Raw genomic sequence first — 13,189 nt, 5'->3', positions numbered from 1 at the left:
CCGGCTTGGGCGCGCCGACGCTTGGACTGAGGAGCGAAGGAGCGAAGCGGATGAGCGACGAGGGAAAGCGTTGGCTCGAAGCGCCCAAGCCCGCGACGCCGCCAGGCGGAGCAAAGAGACGCAGCGCGACCTAGTCCTGGGGGGTACGGCTGCGCCACAGTCCTATGGCCGTCATCCGGGAGTCGGCGCCGAGTTTGGCGTAGATCCGGTTGACGTGGTTCTTCACCGTCTTCTCGCTGAGGAACAGGTGCTGGGCGATCTGCGAGTTGGAGCAGCCGGTGGCGATCAGCTCCATGACCTCGGTCTCACGCCTGCTCAAGCTCGCCGCGACTGTGGGTTCGGCGTCGAACGGTGCGTCGTCGACTCTCATACGGCCTCCGTTGCAGCAACACGTTCAGGTCGCCGAAACCCCCCGTCTAACGGCGTAGCGATAGCAGCGAGCATAACCCGCGACATCCGTCTTTGGTGGACAAGTCCGGAGTGATGAAAAACGCAGAACGGCCGGTCCTTGGGGACCGGCCGTTCTCATGGGGTGAGCGAAGGGACTTGAACCCTCGACATCCAGGACCACAACCTGGCGCTCTGCCAACTGAGCTACGCCCACCATGTCTGCCGCAGCAGCACATGAAAAGTGTAGCGGTCTTTGGGAGTCGTTTCGCCCCTGGTTTTCGCGCGTCGCTCAGGTAGCGGTGGCCGAGATCGTCTCCGCGAGCTCACGGGCCGTCGCGGAGTCGGGTCCCGGCTGGGGCACGAAGACCGCCGCGCGGTAGTAGCGCAGCTCGCGGATGCTCTCGGTGATGTCCGCCAGCGCGCGATGACCGCCCTGCTTCTCCGGCGAGGCGAAGTAGACGCGGGGGTACCACCGCCGGGCGAGCTCCTTGATCGAGGACACGTCGATCATCCGGTAGTGCAGGAACGTGTCGACGGCCGGCATGTCGCGCGAGATGAACGAACGGTCGGTGGCGATGGAGTTGCCGCACAGCGGGGCCCGCTTGGGCTCGGGGATGTGCCCCTTGATGTAGTCAAGGACCATGGCCTCCGCCTCGGCCAGCGTGACGCCCGTGCTCAGCGTCTCCAGCAGACCCGAGGCGGTGTGCATCTCACGGACGATCTGCGACATCTGCTCCAGAGCCTCGGGCGGAGGCTTGATGACCACGTCAACGCCCTCGTCGAGCTGGTTCAGCTCACCGTCCGTGACCACACAGGCCACCTCGATCAGCGCGTCTCGGCCGAGGTCGAGCCCGGTCATCTCACAGTCGATCCAGACCAGCAGGTCACTCATAGCCTTCAGGGTAGTACTCCCGTCAGGAGACCTTGAGCGACTTGACCACCCGGTCGGCGAGAGAAGTGTCCAGATTGTCGGGGATGGAAAGGTACATAAGCGCGGGCCTCCTGCCCTCGCCCCGGTCCACGATCACGAAGGCGGCCCGTTCCTTCTTCCACTTCCAGCCGTTGGCCTTGGACTGGGCGGAGAAGTCGAGGTCGAACATGAACAGCCAGCCGTCCCGGCCGCTCACCTTGATCGCCTCGTCCTTGACGACCTTCCGATCGTGTTCGGGGCTGTAGTAGGCCGCCTCGGTCGCGTGCAGCAGTGTCGCGGCGATCCCGCGCATGCTGGGGACCCCGTCATAGCCGTATTTGTCGGGGAGCTCACCGGTGAGGATGTTGCCGAGCCACCTGCCGCCCTTGCCGTCGTAGTCGTCCTGGGCGACCGCCAGGGTCCCGCTGTTCCAGGTGAAACCGAGCGGGTCGGTGCCCGCGTTCGCGGGGATCTGCCAGGGGGAGCCGGGGAAGGCGTAGGACATGCCGCTCACCGGATCCTGGATGCGCCCGTTCTGCGGCCGGGGGAAATCGGACGCCTCCGGCGCGGGAGTCTCCTGCGGAGGCTCGGTGGTCTCGGGCTCGGTCGGGAACGGGGTGGGCTCCTGCGTGGGTACGGCGGGTGGCAGGGTCGGGTCGTCCGCGGTCGGCCTGGACGTGGGGTTCGCCAGGAACATGACCGCGGCCACGACGACGGCCACCAGGATCACGACTCCGCCGCCTCCGAGGATCCAGGGCCACGGACTGCTCTTACGCGGAGTGGTCCCCGGCGGGAGGCTGTACCCCCCGGCGGGCAGCTGCATCGTGTTACCGCCCCCGGGCCCGCCGCCCCAGGAGGGCTGCCCCTGCGGTGCCTGGCTCTGCGCCCCGTTCCACTGCGCGGTCTGGCCCACCCCCTCAGGGGGTCCCGAGGGGGGTGAGAAGGAGGGCGTCTGGCCGGACGGCGTCGCGAAGGGGCTGGTCTGCGGCCCGGTGGGCCCGGCCGCGGGACCGGTGGGCCCGCCGGGAACGGGGGGACCGGCAGGCGGTCCTGCGGGCTGGGCGGGGGACTGGGCGGGCTGGGGGGCGGGTTGGGCCGGAGGCTGGGCGGCGGCGCCGGTCTGCGGGTGCGTGGGCTGGGGGAACGGGCCGGTCTGCCCCGTCGGCTGGGCGAGGGGCGCGGCCTGCCCCTGGGGAGAGGTGTCCCTGGGGTGCGTGGCGTCGGTCCACTGGTTGCCGTCCCACCACCGCAACAGCGGTGAACCATAGGGGTCGGGGTACCAGCCGGCAGGGGTCTGCGTGGTCATGGCCGTCAGAGTAGTAAGAACCGGTTAGCAGTGCATTGCGGTGGCTTGGGAGGCTTAGGGGCACTTGTAGGTGAAACTTGCCTTGTCCTGGACCTTCTGCCCCCCGGCCAGCGGGGAGAGCAGCCGCAGCGTCGCCGTTCCACGGAAGCGGCCCTCGCCCTTGACCGTCCACTCCAGGCTCACCTCGTGCGAGGCCGCCCCGGAGGGAACGGTGTCGGTCTGCTCGATCGGGGTCTTGCGGTCGCTGCGCCGCCACTCGTAGCGGATCTCCCCGCCGGAGCCGTTCGTGGCGAAGACGCCCGTGATCCTGACCGTCGCGTCGCACGCCTGCTGCTTCTTCGGCGCGCTCACCTCGACGCCGGTGACCGCGAGCGGGGTCGCAGAACCGCGCAGCAGCCAGACCGCCAGGACACCGACGACCATCAGCGCGAGGACCACGGTGGCCAGCGCCGTACGGCGGCGCCTGAGTCTGGCGGCGGTCCCGAGCGCCCGCAACCCGTCGGAGGGCTGTTCGGTCCGTTGCCGGTCACGGCCCGCCCGCCAGATCTGCGCCGCCGTGGTCTCCGGCGGCACGCCGGGACCGAAGCGCATGACGACGTTCTCCTGGGCGGCGGTCGGCACGTCGGCCCGCAGCAGCGTGACGACCTCGCCCTCGTCGGGGACGGGCATCGGCGGAACGTTCGCGGGTAGGAGGCCGGGAGCGGGGCGCAGCCGTACGGCCTGGGCGAGACCGTTCCTGGTCAGAGAGCCCGCGGGCAGCGTGTCCTGCCCGGAGAGCAGCACGTCACGGGCCCGGCCGAGCCCGTCCGCGTCGGCGACGGCCGCGGCCCGCTCGAACAGGGCGGCGGCTCCGGGGTCGGCGGCGCCCCAGTTCGCGGCCAGGCCACGGGCGAGCGCGGCCCAGGCGGCCGCGTCACGGCCGGGGTGGGCCGGGCGTCCGTGCAGCGCGTCGGCCAGCCCCCGTTCGGCGAGCAGGGCGGACCCGTCGGCGGAGATCACCACGGTGTCCGGGCGCAGCGCCCCGTGGGCGAGCCCCGCGGCGTGCAGAGCGAGCAGGGTCCGCGCGGTCTCCAGTAGCACGACGGCCGCCTCACCCACACCGGGACCAGGAGCGCTCGCGGGCGCGACGAGCAGGTCGGCGAGGGTGGGGCTGACCGCCTCGCCGGTGAGCAGCCAGACCTCCCGCCCGGCCGAGACCAGGTCGGTGACCGGGACCAGCCCGGTCAGGCCCGCCTGGATCAGCGCGCGTTCGGCGAGCACCGCGGCGACCAGCCGTTCCCGCGCCGCCGGGTCCGAGGTGAAACGCGGGTCGAGCCTGAGCGCGCCCGCCTGCCGTCCGCCGGGCGCGGTCGCCGACGACCACGTTCCCGGTTCACCGGTACGGCTCTCGCCGGTCAGCAGGAACCCTGCGACGTTCCCCCGTTCGATGTCCATGACCTGTTCCGCCGTTCTCTAGCGCCCGCGCCGCCTCCGGTGGCGACCGGCCATCCCGCGCCTCACCGCCAGTGTGATGGGCACGGTGCCGCTCGTCACCAGGCCGAACGCCAGCAGCGTCACCGGGGAGGTCTCGGGAGGCGTCGGAGACGCGCTCAGGCTCGGAGGCGTCCCCCCGTCTGTCGAGGTCTCCGTCGGCGACGGGCTGCTCGGCGTCGGCGTCGGGGTCCTGGTGGGCCTGGGGGACGGCGACGACGGGGAGGCCGTCTTGGTCGGCGTGGGGGTCGGCGTCGGGGACTTGGACGGGGCCTTGGTCGGAGTGTCCGAGGTGTCGATGGAGGAGGTCTCCTCCTCCTCGGAGGCGGTCGGCGTGGGCTTCGGAGCCGGGCTCTTGGTCGGCTTCCTGGTACGGGTCGCCGACGGCTTCGGCGTGGGTTTGGGCGACTTGGACGGGACGGCCGCCTGGGTCGGCTGGACCGGTGGGGGAGGCGCGGCGGTCGTCGCGGCCGGAGTCGGAGTGGGGGCGGGGCTTGAGGCCTTGTGCGTGGGTTTCTTCGACGGCGTCGGAGTGGGGTCGTCGGGCTGGTTCTCGGGAAGCAGCGACTCGTCCGTCTCGGGGGGTGCCGAGTAGACCAGGCTCTGCGGCGTGATCGCGGTGCTGCTCGCGGAGTTGACCAGCACGGCGGTCACCCCGCCGATCACCGCGACGCACCCGACGCCGACCAGGATCTTGACGCCCATCTTGCCCAGGGACGACGACGCCCTGCGGCGCGCGCCGCCGCTTCTGAGGTTCGTCTCGGCGACGGAGGAGGAACCGGTGCCGGTCTTGGGGGCCTCGACAGGGAACAGGGCGGGCAGGAGCGCGGCGAGACCGGCCAGGCGGCGGCGCCCCTTCTCCTGCCAGTCGCTCCCGTAGGCGTCGGCGGCGACGGCCTCCAGTTCGGTGATGAAGGCGGCGGCGGTCGGCGGCCGGTCCGCGGGGTGCTTGGCGAGTCCCCGCTCGACCAGGCCCTGCAGCGCGGGCGGCACCTCCTCTATCGGCGGCGGCGTGACCTGGTGCTGCCTGGCCAGCGCGGCGACGTTCGACGCCCGGAACGGCCGGGCGCCCGTCAGGCACTCGAAGAACACGGCCGTCGCGGCGTAGACGTCGGTCGAGGGGCCGGAGGGGGAGCCCGTCCACTGTTCGGGGGCCATGTAGGGAGGCGTGCCCGCGGGGGTGTCCCCGTCGCCCGAGCGGATCGCGATGCCGAAGTCGACGAGCTTGCTCGTCCCGTCCGTTTCGACCATCACGTTTTCCGGCTTGAAGTCGCGGTGCACGACACCCGCCATGTGCGCGGTCGACAGGCCGAGGAGGGCTCCCTTGAGCACGACCAGCGCCGCCTCAGGCCCGGTCGGCCCCTCCGATCGGAGGATCGCCCGCAGCGGGACGCCGTTGACCAGCTCCATGACGATGGCGGCGCCCTCACCGGTCTCCACGTAGTCGTAGAGCCGTACGGCGTGCGGGCTGTCCAGGGTGTTGAGCACCCTGGCCTCGTGCCGGAAACGCGCGACGAACCCGACGTCACCCCTGAGTTCGTCGGACAGGTACTTGATCGCGACCTGCATGCCGTCGACCTCGTGCCGCGCCATCACCACGCGTCCGCCGGCACCGGCTCCCAGCTCGCGTATCTCGGTGTATCCGGGGACTCGCCAGCCTGATGACGTGCCGTACATGCGGTCTCCTCAGTTGCTTGGGCCCCCACCCACAACAGGCGAACCGTAGCTTAGCCGGAGATCGCGAAAATTTACTCATGAATCACAAATCAGTCTCGGAAGGCTGGGAGACCCGGTAGGTCGCGGCGAACGGCCCCCGTTCGCCCGCCTTCCTACCGTCCCGGCGCGGGCCGGGAGGAGACATGCTCGGGCACCTCGACCTCGGACGTCATGGCCGGATCGGTCTCCGGCGCGCCCCACGACAGGCGTAGCGGCAGCACCCCGGCCCAGACCGGCAGCGCGTAGTCCTCGGGCTCGTCGCTCGGCGGGCCCTGCCGTACCTTGACCGACGCCTCGGTCAGGGAGAGGGCCACCACGGCGGTCGCGGCGAGCTCCTTCCTGGTCGGCGTGCGAGCCGCGTCCCACTGGCCGGGGGCGAGCTGCTCGGTGATCGCGCGCAGGGCCGCGAGGCGCTCGTCCTCGTCGAGCACGAGACGCGGGCGGCCGTAGATCATCGCGGACCGGTAGTTCATCGAGTGGTTGAAGACCGACCTGGCCAGCACCACGCCGTCCACGTGCGTCACCGTCACACAGACCTCGCCGGTGCCGCGCAGGGAGACCGAACCGGTCGAGCCGTGCAGGTAGAGGGTGTCGCCGACGCGCCCGTAGCCGGTCGGCACCACCCGGGGAGCTCCGTCGACCACGACCCCCAGGTGACAGATGAGCCCGGCGTCGAGCACGGCGTAGAGATCATCGCGGGAGGTACGGCCCCGCTCCTTGGAACGGTTGAGCGTGGTGCGTGAGGTCGTGGAGAGCATGCCCTCTACCCTAGGAAGAAGTGGATATCGAAACCACGTCCACTTCGTGTCGCCTCTGGGAGACCACTTTGCCGCGCATCCCCGTTGACCTGCCCCTGTCGGTTGACCGCCAGGCTCCCGCCGCACTCATGACCCAGCTCGGCGACCTGCTGCGCACCGCGATGCGCGACGGCACGCTCAAGTCCGGGGAGCGGCTGCCCTCCTCCCGGGCCCTGGCCCGCCAGCTCTCGGTCAGCAGGACCGTCGTGACCGAGGCCTACCAGCAGCTCTACGCGGAGGGCTGGCTCGAAGGCCGTCACGGCTCCGGAACCTACGTGGTCGACCTGGCCCCGCGCGAGCCGGAGGTCCCGGTGGACCCCTCGCCCGTCTCCGCCCCCACGCGGGAGGCCCCCGCCGGGCCCGTGATCGACCTGCGCCCGGGCAAGCCGTGGGTGCGTGACTACGACCGGGCGGCCTGGCGCAGGGCGTGGCGCGCCGCCGCCGACCTGCCGCCGGGGAGCAACCCCGACCCGTACGGCCTGCCCAGGCTCCGCCGGGCGCTGGCCGAGCATCTGCGCAGGACCAGGGCGGTCGCGGCCGGTCCCGAGAACGTCATGGTCACCCGGGGGACGGGCAACGGCCTCGACCTCGTCGCGGCGACCCTGCTGCGGCCCGGCGACCGGGCGGGCGTCGAGGACCCCGGCTACCGGGTCGCCAGGAACGTCTTCGCCGCGCGGGGCGCCGACGTCGTGTCGTGCCCGGTCGACGAGGACGGCGTCATCGTCGAGGCCCTCCCCGACGACCTGCGCGTGCTGTACACCACCCCGGCCCACCAGTACCCCCTCGGCGGTCGTCTGCCCGTCCCGCGCAGGGAACGCCTGCTCGCCTGGGCCCGCCGTACCGGGGCGGTCGTGGTCGAGGACGACTACGACGCCGAGTTCCGCTACGACGTCGCCCCGCTGCCCGCCCTGTACGGCCTCGGACCGGAGCGGGTCGTGCTGCTCGGCACGCTGTCGAAGTCCCTGGCCCCCGACGTCGGCGTCGGCTGGCTGGTCGCCTCGCCGGGCCTGCTCGCGGCGGTCGCCGAGGTCCGGGCCGACCTGGGAGATCGCACCAGCGGCCCGACCCAGCAGGCGATGGCCGTGCTGCTCGAACGCGGAGACCTCGACAGGCACCTGCGCCGGATGCGGCTCGAATACGCCCGCCGCCGGGCGGAGGTCGTCGCCGGCCTCGGCACGCTGGTGACGGGCGACACCGCGGGGCTGCACGTCATGGTCGGGCTGCCCGAGCACGTGGTCGGGCCGCTGGTCGCCGCCGCGGCCGAGCGCGGGGTCCTGCTCAAGGGGATGAACCGCGACGACCACGGCGCCGCCGACAGGCACGGTCTGGTGATCGGCTACGGGTCCGCCTCGCTGCCCGAGGTCAGGCGGGGGGTAGCGGTGATCGCGGAGCTGATCGGGGAGCTGCGGCTCGCGGAGGAGGGGGCGGCGCCGGAGCGAGTTCTCTGACCACGGGCAGCGCGCGGCGGGCCTGGAGCGGATCGACGGGCAGCGCGTGCCGCCCCCACCACCGCGCGACCCCCGGATCGTCGGAGGGCTCCACGAGGCCGGGCAGATAGCCGTCGTAGGGCGGGTCGTAGAGGTAGCCGGTGGCCACCCCGCGCCGCTCCAGTGCCGCGATGGCCTCGTCCCGGTCGGCGACCAGCAGCGGCACCCGGAACAGCGGCTGGTCGAGGTGGGCGAGCACGCCCGCGGCGACCGTGGGCAACTCGGCGAGCGCGCGCACCCCGGCGATCCGCCGGGCCCGCTGCCCGGGCAGCCCGCGCAGCCGTCTCACCTGGTAGCGACGGGAGAGCGGCCCCCGTCTGGTCCGGTAGTCGTGCAGGTCGGCCCTGACCCAGGAGTCGAACGGCGGCAGGTCGGGCACCCGCTTCATGGCCTCGGCGAGCTCCTCCGGGCGCGTGGCGATCCGCAGGCCCTCGCGCTTCTCCTCCAGGCCGAGCGCGCGCATCGCCCACAGCGCGGGCCTGACCAGGCCGAGCCGGACCGTCGAGTGCCTGGCGACCGAGGTCAGCACCGACCGCGCCTCGGCCACCGGCCGGTACGGCCGCAGCAGCAGGTCACGGGCGATCTCAAGGGGACGCAGGTCGGCCTCGTCCTCGACCGCGATCACCCCGCCGGAACCCGCCCCCGCGTGCTTGGACATGCTGAAGACCCCGGCCACCCCGAACGTGCCGAGCGGCCTGCCCCCGACCGTCGTCTCCATGGCGTGGGCGACGTCCTCGATCAGCGTCTTGCCCGCGAACGCGGCCACCCGGTCGGGCAGGCCGTACAGGTTGGTGGTCAGCACGGCGTCGACGGTGCCGAGATCGACGGAGCCGACGTCGATGTTGCCGTCACTCGGTGAGAGCGGCGCGATGACGGGACGCAGCCCGGCGGCCAGCACCAGGAAGAGGATCTCGTCGGCGGAGATCGGCGACATCAGCAGCCGCTGCCCGGGAAGGCACCAGTGCCGCAGCGCGAGATAGAGGCCGAGCCGGTTGGACGGTACGGCTAAGCAGTGACGCCCCGTTCGCGTGGCCACCAGGCCCTCGGGGGTCACCGGGTGCTCACGACGACAAGGAGGTGCGCAGGCGGCCGAAGGTCTTCAGTGCCCGGTCGGCCGTGGTCCGCAGGACCGGGTTGGCCAGGACGGTTCCCCGTGCCTTACGGACCGGCACGCTGAGCGCCCAGTGGATGCCCGCCCCGGCGCTCGGCCTGGCGATGCGGCCCTCCATCACTTCGTACTCCCCGTTCTTGAGCTTCTCCTTGTACTCCTTCTCGCCGCGTCCCAGGTCGATGACCTCGATGCCCGCGGCGGCCGCCTTCTCCGCCATGGCGAGGTGGTGGATCAGGCCGGGGGAGTACTTGGCGTAGGCGATGTCGTAGGCGGGGAACCAGCCCGCGAGGGTGGTGGCGGTGCGCAGACCGAAGTGGCCCGCGACCGGCTGTCCGTCGACCCGTAGCACGTCGAAGACCCCCCCGAAGCGTTCGGTGTCGGTGGCGAGCAGCCGTTCGACCAGCTTGACGATCCACGGCCGGGCGAAACGGTCGGTCCTGCCGGTGCGGCGGTACTGGTCGGTCTTCCAGCCGAGCAGCGTCCGCAGCGCCGCACGGTCGGTCGTGGCGTAGTCGTGTTGGATCGCTCCATGGTCCCGTTGAAGCTTACGCGCCTTGTAGGCCGTGGAGCGGTAGGTCTTGCCCGAGTCGCGTTTCACCGTCTCGACGTAGGAGTCGTAGCCGTCGCGCAGGTCGATGATCGGTGACGGGTGACGGGTGTGCCGTCCGGACAGCAGCGGCTGCCCGGCCACCAGGTGGTCGAACTCGAAGACCCCCAGGCCGCATGACCTGATCAGCTCTCGTGGGTCGAGTTCGAGGTCCTTGACGTGGACCAGCCCCTGGGCGTCGGTCAGCCCCGCGGCGACCGGTTTGCCGATGCCCATCGCGTGGCGCTCGAAGGGGAGGAAGCCGACCGTCTCCCGGCCATCCTGCAGGACCGCCACCCGGACCTGTTCCTGCAGCTCGCCGACGATGATCGTGAACTCGGGGGACAGGAAGGGGCTGTCGAAGGCGGGGTCCGCGTCCTGAAGGGTCCGCCATCGCTCGATGTCGGACTCCGCCAGTTCGCGAGGATGAACGATAGAGACGTGCATGGGCTCCTACTGGGGTTGCGACTTCCCCGATGCGCCTTCGGGCATGAATGCGCACAGGATATGCGTACTCACAGCGTGCGGCACGGTGCGTAATGTAGCGGTAAAGGATCGGGTCATAGGTGGTTTTCCCAGGGTTCTCCCAGGATGTAACGTTCCGGGGCTCCCTGGGAGAAGGCGCTCCGTACCACCCGTGATGATCACCGTGGGTTACCGGTCAGGTGCCGATCTGCGATAGAAGTTTCAAGTGTTCTGCAAGTCGCGTGGATAGCCTGACGATGCGGCCGGTAACGCTTGGCTGTGAGCCGCGTCCTCTCACGGTCACGTCCGCCGTCGCTGTGGAACGCTTCATTGGACCGTGCCCAGGATCGAGGACGAGCGGTGATACCGACTGACGGACCGCGCCGGCGGATTCCGAACTGGCTGATCGCGACGGGAGCGGGAGTCGTCGCTCTCGCGCTCCTGGTCGGAATCGTCGTCATGTCGACAGGGCACGGCAAGCCGAGAGGGCGGGCCGTCGCGATCCCGCCCCCGCAGCCCGCGCCCGCCGTCGAGCAGCCCCCGGACTTCGGCGCCTGGCCTCGCTGGGGCGTCACCCACACCGAGTTCAGCGGCGACGCGGAGCGGGAGGAGGTCACCGAGACGGCCTCGCACCTCCTGGCCCGGGTCCCGCTGGTGCAGAACCAGCACATCATGGGCTGGGGCGCGGACAACCCCGAGCCCGTACGCGGCAAGTACGACTTCCGCAACCTCGACCGCCGGGTGCAGTTCATGGGCCGCTCACAGGCCCTGCCCGTCATCACCCTGTGCTGCGCCCCCGACTGGATGAAGGGCGGCACCGACGGGCGTACCGACTGGAACACCCTGGAGTCGCCGCCGAACCGCGAGAACTTCGACGACTTCGCCAAGCTCGCCGCCACGGTCGCCAGGCGTTACCCCACCGTCGAGCACTTCATGGTGTGGAACGAGTTCAAGGGATTCTGGAACTCGGCCACCAACCGCTGGGACGCCGAGGCCTACACCGAGCTGTACAACAAGGTCTACACGGCGCTGAAGGAGGTGAACGCCGACATCAAGGTCGGCGGTCCCTACATCCCGATCGTCAGCGACAAGAACGGCCGGGGCTCCGAACTCCAGGGTCCCTGGGGCGTGGTCGACCAGCGCGACCTCGACGCCGTCGAGTACTGGATCCGCAACAAGAAGGGCGCCGACTTCATCGTGGTCGACGGCGCCTCCATGACCAGGGACGCCGGGGCCCACCCCGACGACTTCGGCGCGCTCGCCAAGTTCGGCGCCGTCACCACCTGGCTCAAACAGAAGAGCGGCGGCCTGCCGGTCTGGTGGGCCGAATGGTACGTCGCGCCGGACAACGCCGACTGGACGGAGGAACGCAGGACCGCCGTGCAGACCGTCGCCATGATGGAGTTCGCCACCAGCGGCGCGTCCACCGCCCTCTACTGGAACCCGCAACGCAAACCGGGCGAGGACTGCCCCGGCTGCCTGTGGCGTCCGGGCACGGGGGAGGAACTGCCGATGGCGGGGGTGCTGAGCGGGTTCACCAAGTGGTTCCCCGAGGGTGTCCCCCTGGTACCGCTCACCTCGGCCAATCCCGCGGTGCGGGTGCTGGCCCAGGAACGCCAGTTCGTGATGGTCAACACCACCGACGCCGCCGCGACCACGACGATCGACGGCAAACAGTTCGAGCTGGGACCGTACGAGGTCAGGTGGAGCGGGCGGGATGGAGCCTGACGGCGGGTCTGCGCCAGTTGGTGAACCAGCGCAGCAGCCATTCGACGGGACCGTACCGGTGGCTGCGCAGCCACATCCCGCTGGCGGCCGCCTGGAACGCGAAGATCGCCACGGCGATCGAGGAGACGGCGAGCGGGCTGAGCCGGTCGATCAGGGCGAACCCGTAGCCGGTGAAGATCAGCGAGCAGATCAGCGACTGGCTCAGATAGTTGGTCAGCGCCGTCCGTCCCGGCGGCACCAGCACGGAGGTCAGGCGCGGGGCACGGGGAAACACCCGCAGCAGGGTCGCGACGTACGCCGCGGCCAGCAGCGGCGCGGTGATCAGGTCGACCGCCTGGCCGAGCATGTGGTGGACGCTCGTGCCGCCCGACCAGGTCGAGTGCGCGTAGAAGATCGCCCCCAGGATGCCGACCGGGAATCCCACCCACTGGATCTGGCGCAGCGTGGCGGTGTGCCGATCGGAGTCGGCGAGCAGCCGCCGCTTGCCGACGGCCAGCCCCACCAGGCAGGCGGCGAGCACCGCGGGCCCCTGGAAGAGCACCCGGAGCACCACGATCCTGCCGAGCTTGTGCAGGTGATCCGAGATGATCATGGGCACCGAGCTCTGCAGGGCCGCGTCCGACTTGGCCGCCTGCGCGGCACCCCCGGCCACGGTGCCCGAGAGGTCCGTCCCCAGCAGCGCGAGCCCGGCCATCAGGACGAACCCCGTCGCGAGCAGCAGGGTCAGCGCCACCGCGAAGAGCACCGCGGTTCGCGGCTTGATCCTCCGTACGGCCAGCAGCACCAGCCCCACCACCGCGTAGGTGGCCAGGATGTCCCCGGGGAACAGCAGTACGGCGTGGGCCAGGCCGAGCAGGAACAGCCCGGTCAGACGGCGCAGGAAACGCGGCACGAAGGCGGTCCCCGAGGCCGCGGCCGAGTCGAGCTGAAGGGTGAAGCTGTAGCCGAACAGGAACGAGAACAGCAGGTAGAACTTGTTCTCGAAGAACACCGTGACGACCCAGCGCACCTCCCAGTCGAGCGGCGCGGAGAAGGCCGGTTCGGCCAGGCCCGCCATACGGTACCCCGAGGCCAGGTAGGCGATGTTGACGACCACGATGCCGAACAGCGCGAACCCGCGCAGGGCGTCCACGGCCGCGATCCTGCGATCCTGGACGGCCATGGTCATGGCCACGACAGGTTTCACCAGGCGATGATGCTCTCCCATGACCATCGAACCGTCC

At 70.9% G+C, this 13,189-nt stretch carries 11 protein-coding genes and 1 tRNA gene; 2 read left to right on the top strand and 10 right to left on the bottom strand.

Going from position 1 to position 13,189, the window contains the following annotated elements; all coding sequences use genetic code 11:
- Positions 1 to 130: 130 nt before the first annotated feature.
- From ABZ470_RS41215 to ABZ470_RS41185, 7 genes are all read right to left on the bottom strand, one after another.
- Entirely contained in the window at positions 131 to 370 is a 240-nt protein-coding gene (locus ABZ470_RS41215) for a response regulator transcription factor (RefSeq protein WP_352010516.1), read from the bottom strand.
- Between the two features lie 158 nt (positions 371 to 528).
- Positions 529 to 604, bottom strand: a tRNA-His gene (locus ABZ470_RS41210).
- Between the two features lie 75 nt (positions 605 to 679).
- Positions 680 to 1,282: an oligoribonuclease gene (orn, locus tag ABZ470_RS41205; RefSeq protein ID WP_352010517.1), complete on the bottom strand. Its 603-nt coding sequence runs from the start codon at positions 1,280 to 1,282 to the stop codon at positions 680 to 682.
- 22 nt (positions 1,283 to 1,304) lie between these two features.
- Positions 1,305 to 2,606 (bottom strand): DUF2510 domain-containing protein, encoded by a 1,302-nt coding sequence (locus ABZ470_RS41200; RefSeq protein WP_362918614.1) that lies wholly within the window; start codon positions 2,604 to 2,606, stop codon positions 1,305 to 1,307.
- A 54-nt stretch (positions 2,607 to 2,660) separates the two neighbouring features.
- Entirely contained in the window at positions 2,661 to 4,040 is a 1,380-nt protein-coding gene (locus tag ABZ470_RS41195) for a hypothetical protein (protein ID WP_362918612.1), read from the bottom strand.
- An 18-nt stretch (positions 4,041 to 4,058) separates the two neighbouring features.
- Positions 4,059 to 5,753: a protein kinase gene (locus ABZ470_RS41190; RefSeq protein WP_362918610.1), complete on the bottom strand. Its 1,695-nt coding sequence runs from the start codon at positions 5,751 to 5,753 to the stop codon at positions 4,059 to 4,061.
- Between the two features lie 152 nt (positions 5,754 to 5,905).
- Positions 5,906 to 6,550, bottom strand: coding sequence for a pyridoxamine 5'-phosphate oxidase family protein (locus tag ABZ470_RS41185; protein ID WP_362918608.1), 645 nt, complete (start codon positions 6,548 to 6,550; stop codon positions 5,906 to 5,908).
- Positions 6,551 to 6,618: 68 nt separating this feature from the next.
- Between ABZ470_RS41185 and ABZ470_RS41180 the strand changes: the two genes are divergently transcribed.
- A complete protein-coding gene (locus ABZ470_RS41180) occupies positions 6,619 to 8,037 on the top strand; it encodes a PLP-dependent aminotransferase family protein (protein ID WP_362918606.1) in 1,419 nt (472 codons plus the stop codon).
- Here ABZ470_RS41180 and ABZ470_RS41175 read toward each other — a convergent pair.
- Both ABZ470_RS41175 and ABZ470_RS41170 read right to left on the bottom strand, forming a co-directional pair.
- A complete protein-coding gene (locus ABZ470_RS41175; protein ID WP_362918604.1) occupies positions 7,952 to 9,130 on the bottom strand; it encodes a DegT/DnrJ/EryC1/StrS family aminotransferase in 1,179 nt (392 codons plus the stop codon). The genes ABZ470_RS41180 and ABZ470_RS41175 overlap by 86 nt on opposite strands.
- A 7-nt stretch (positions 9,131 to 9,137) precedes the next feature.
- Positions 9,138 to 10,220, bottom strand: a complete 1,083-nt coding sequence (locus ABZ470_RS41170; RefSeq protein WP_352010524.1) for a GNAT family N-acetyltransferase — start codon at positions 10,218 to 10,220, stop codon at positions 9,138 to 9,140.
- A gap of 378 nt (positions 10,221 to 10,598) precedes the next feature.
- Here ABZ470_RS41170 and ABZ470_RS41165 point away from each other — a divergent pair, with 378 nt between their 5' ends.
- A complete protein-coding gene (locus ABZ470_RS41165) occupies positions 10,599 to 11,966 on the top strand; it encodes a xylan 1,4-beta-xylosidase (protein WP_362918602.1) in 1,368 nt (455 codons plus the stop codon).
- Here the strand turns inward: ABZ470_RS41165 and ABZ470_RS41160 are convergent.
- Complete coding sequence (locus tag ABZ470_RS41160) at positions 11,938 to 13,152, bottom strand: DUF418 domain-containing protein (RefSeq protein ID WP_362773710.1); 1,215 nt, start codon at positions 13,150 to 13,152, stop codon at positions 11,938 to 11,940. The two genes, ABZ470_RS41165 and ABZ470_RS41160, sit on opposite strands and share 29 nt — an antisense overlap.
- Between the last annotated feature and the right edge of the window lie 37 nt (positions 13,153 to 13,189).

The sequence above is a fragment of the Streptosporangium sp. NPDC020072 genome, from assembly GCF_040631445.1.
GTDB lineage: Bacteria > Actinomycetota > Actinomycetes > Streptosporangiales > Streptosporangiaceae > Streptosporangium.
The sequence above is the reverse complement of the archived record's forward strand: the minus strand, read 5'-3'. Positions and strand labels throughout refer to the sequence as shown.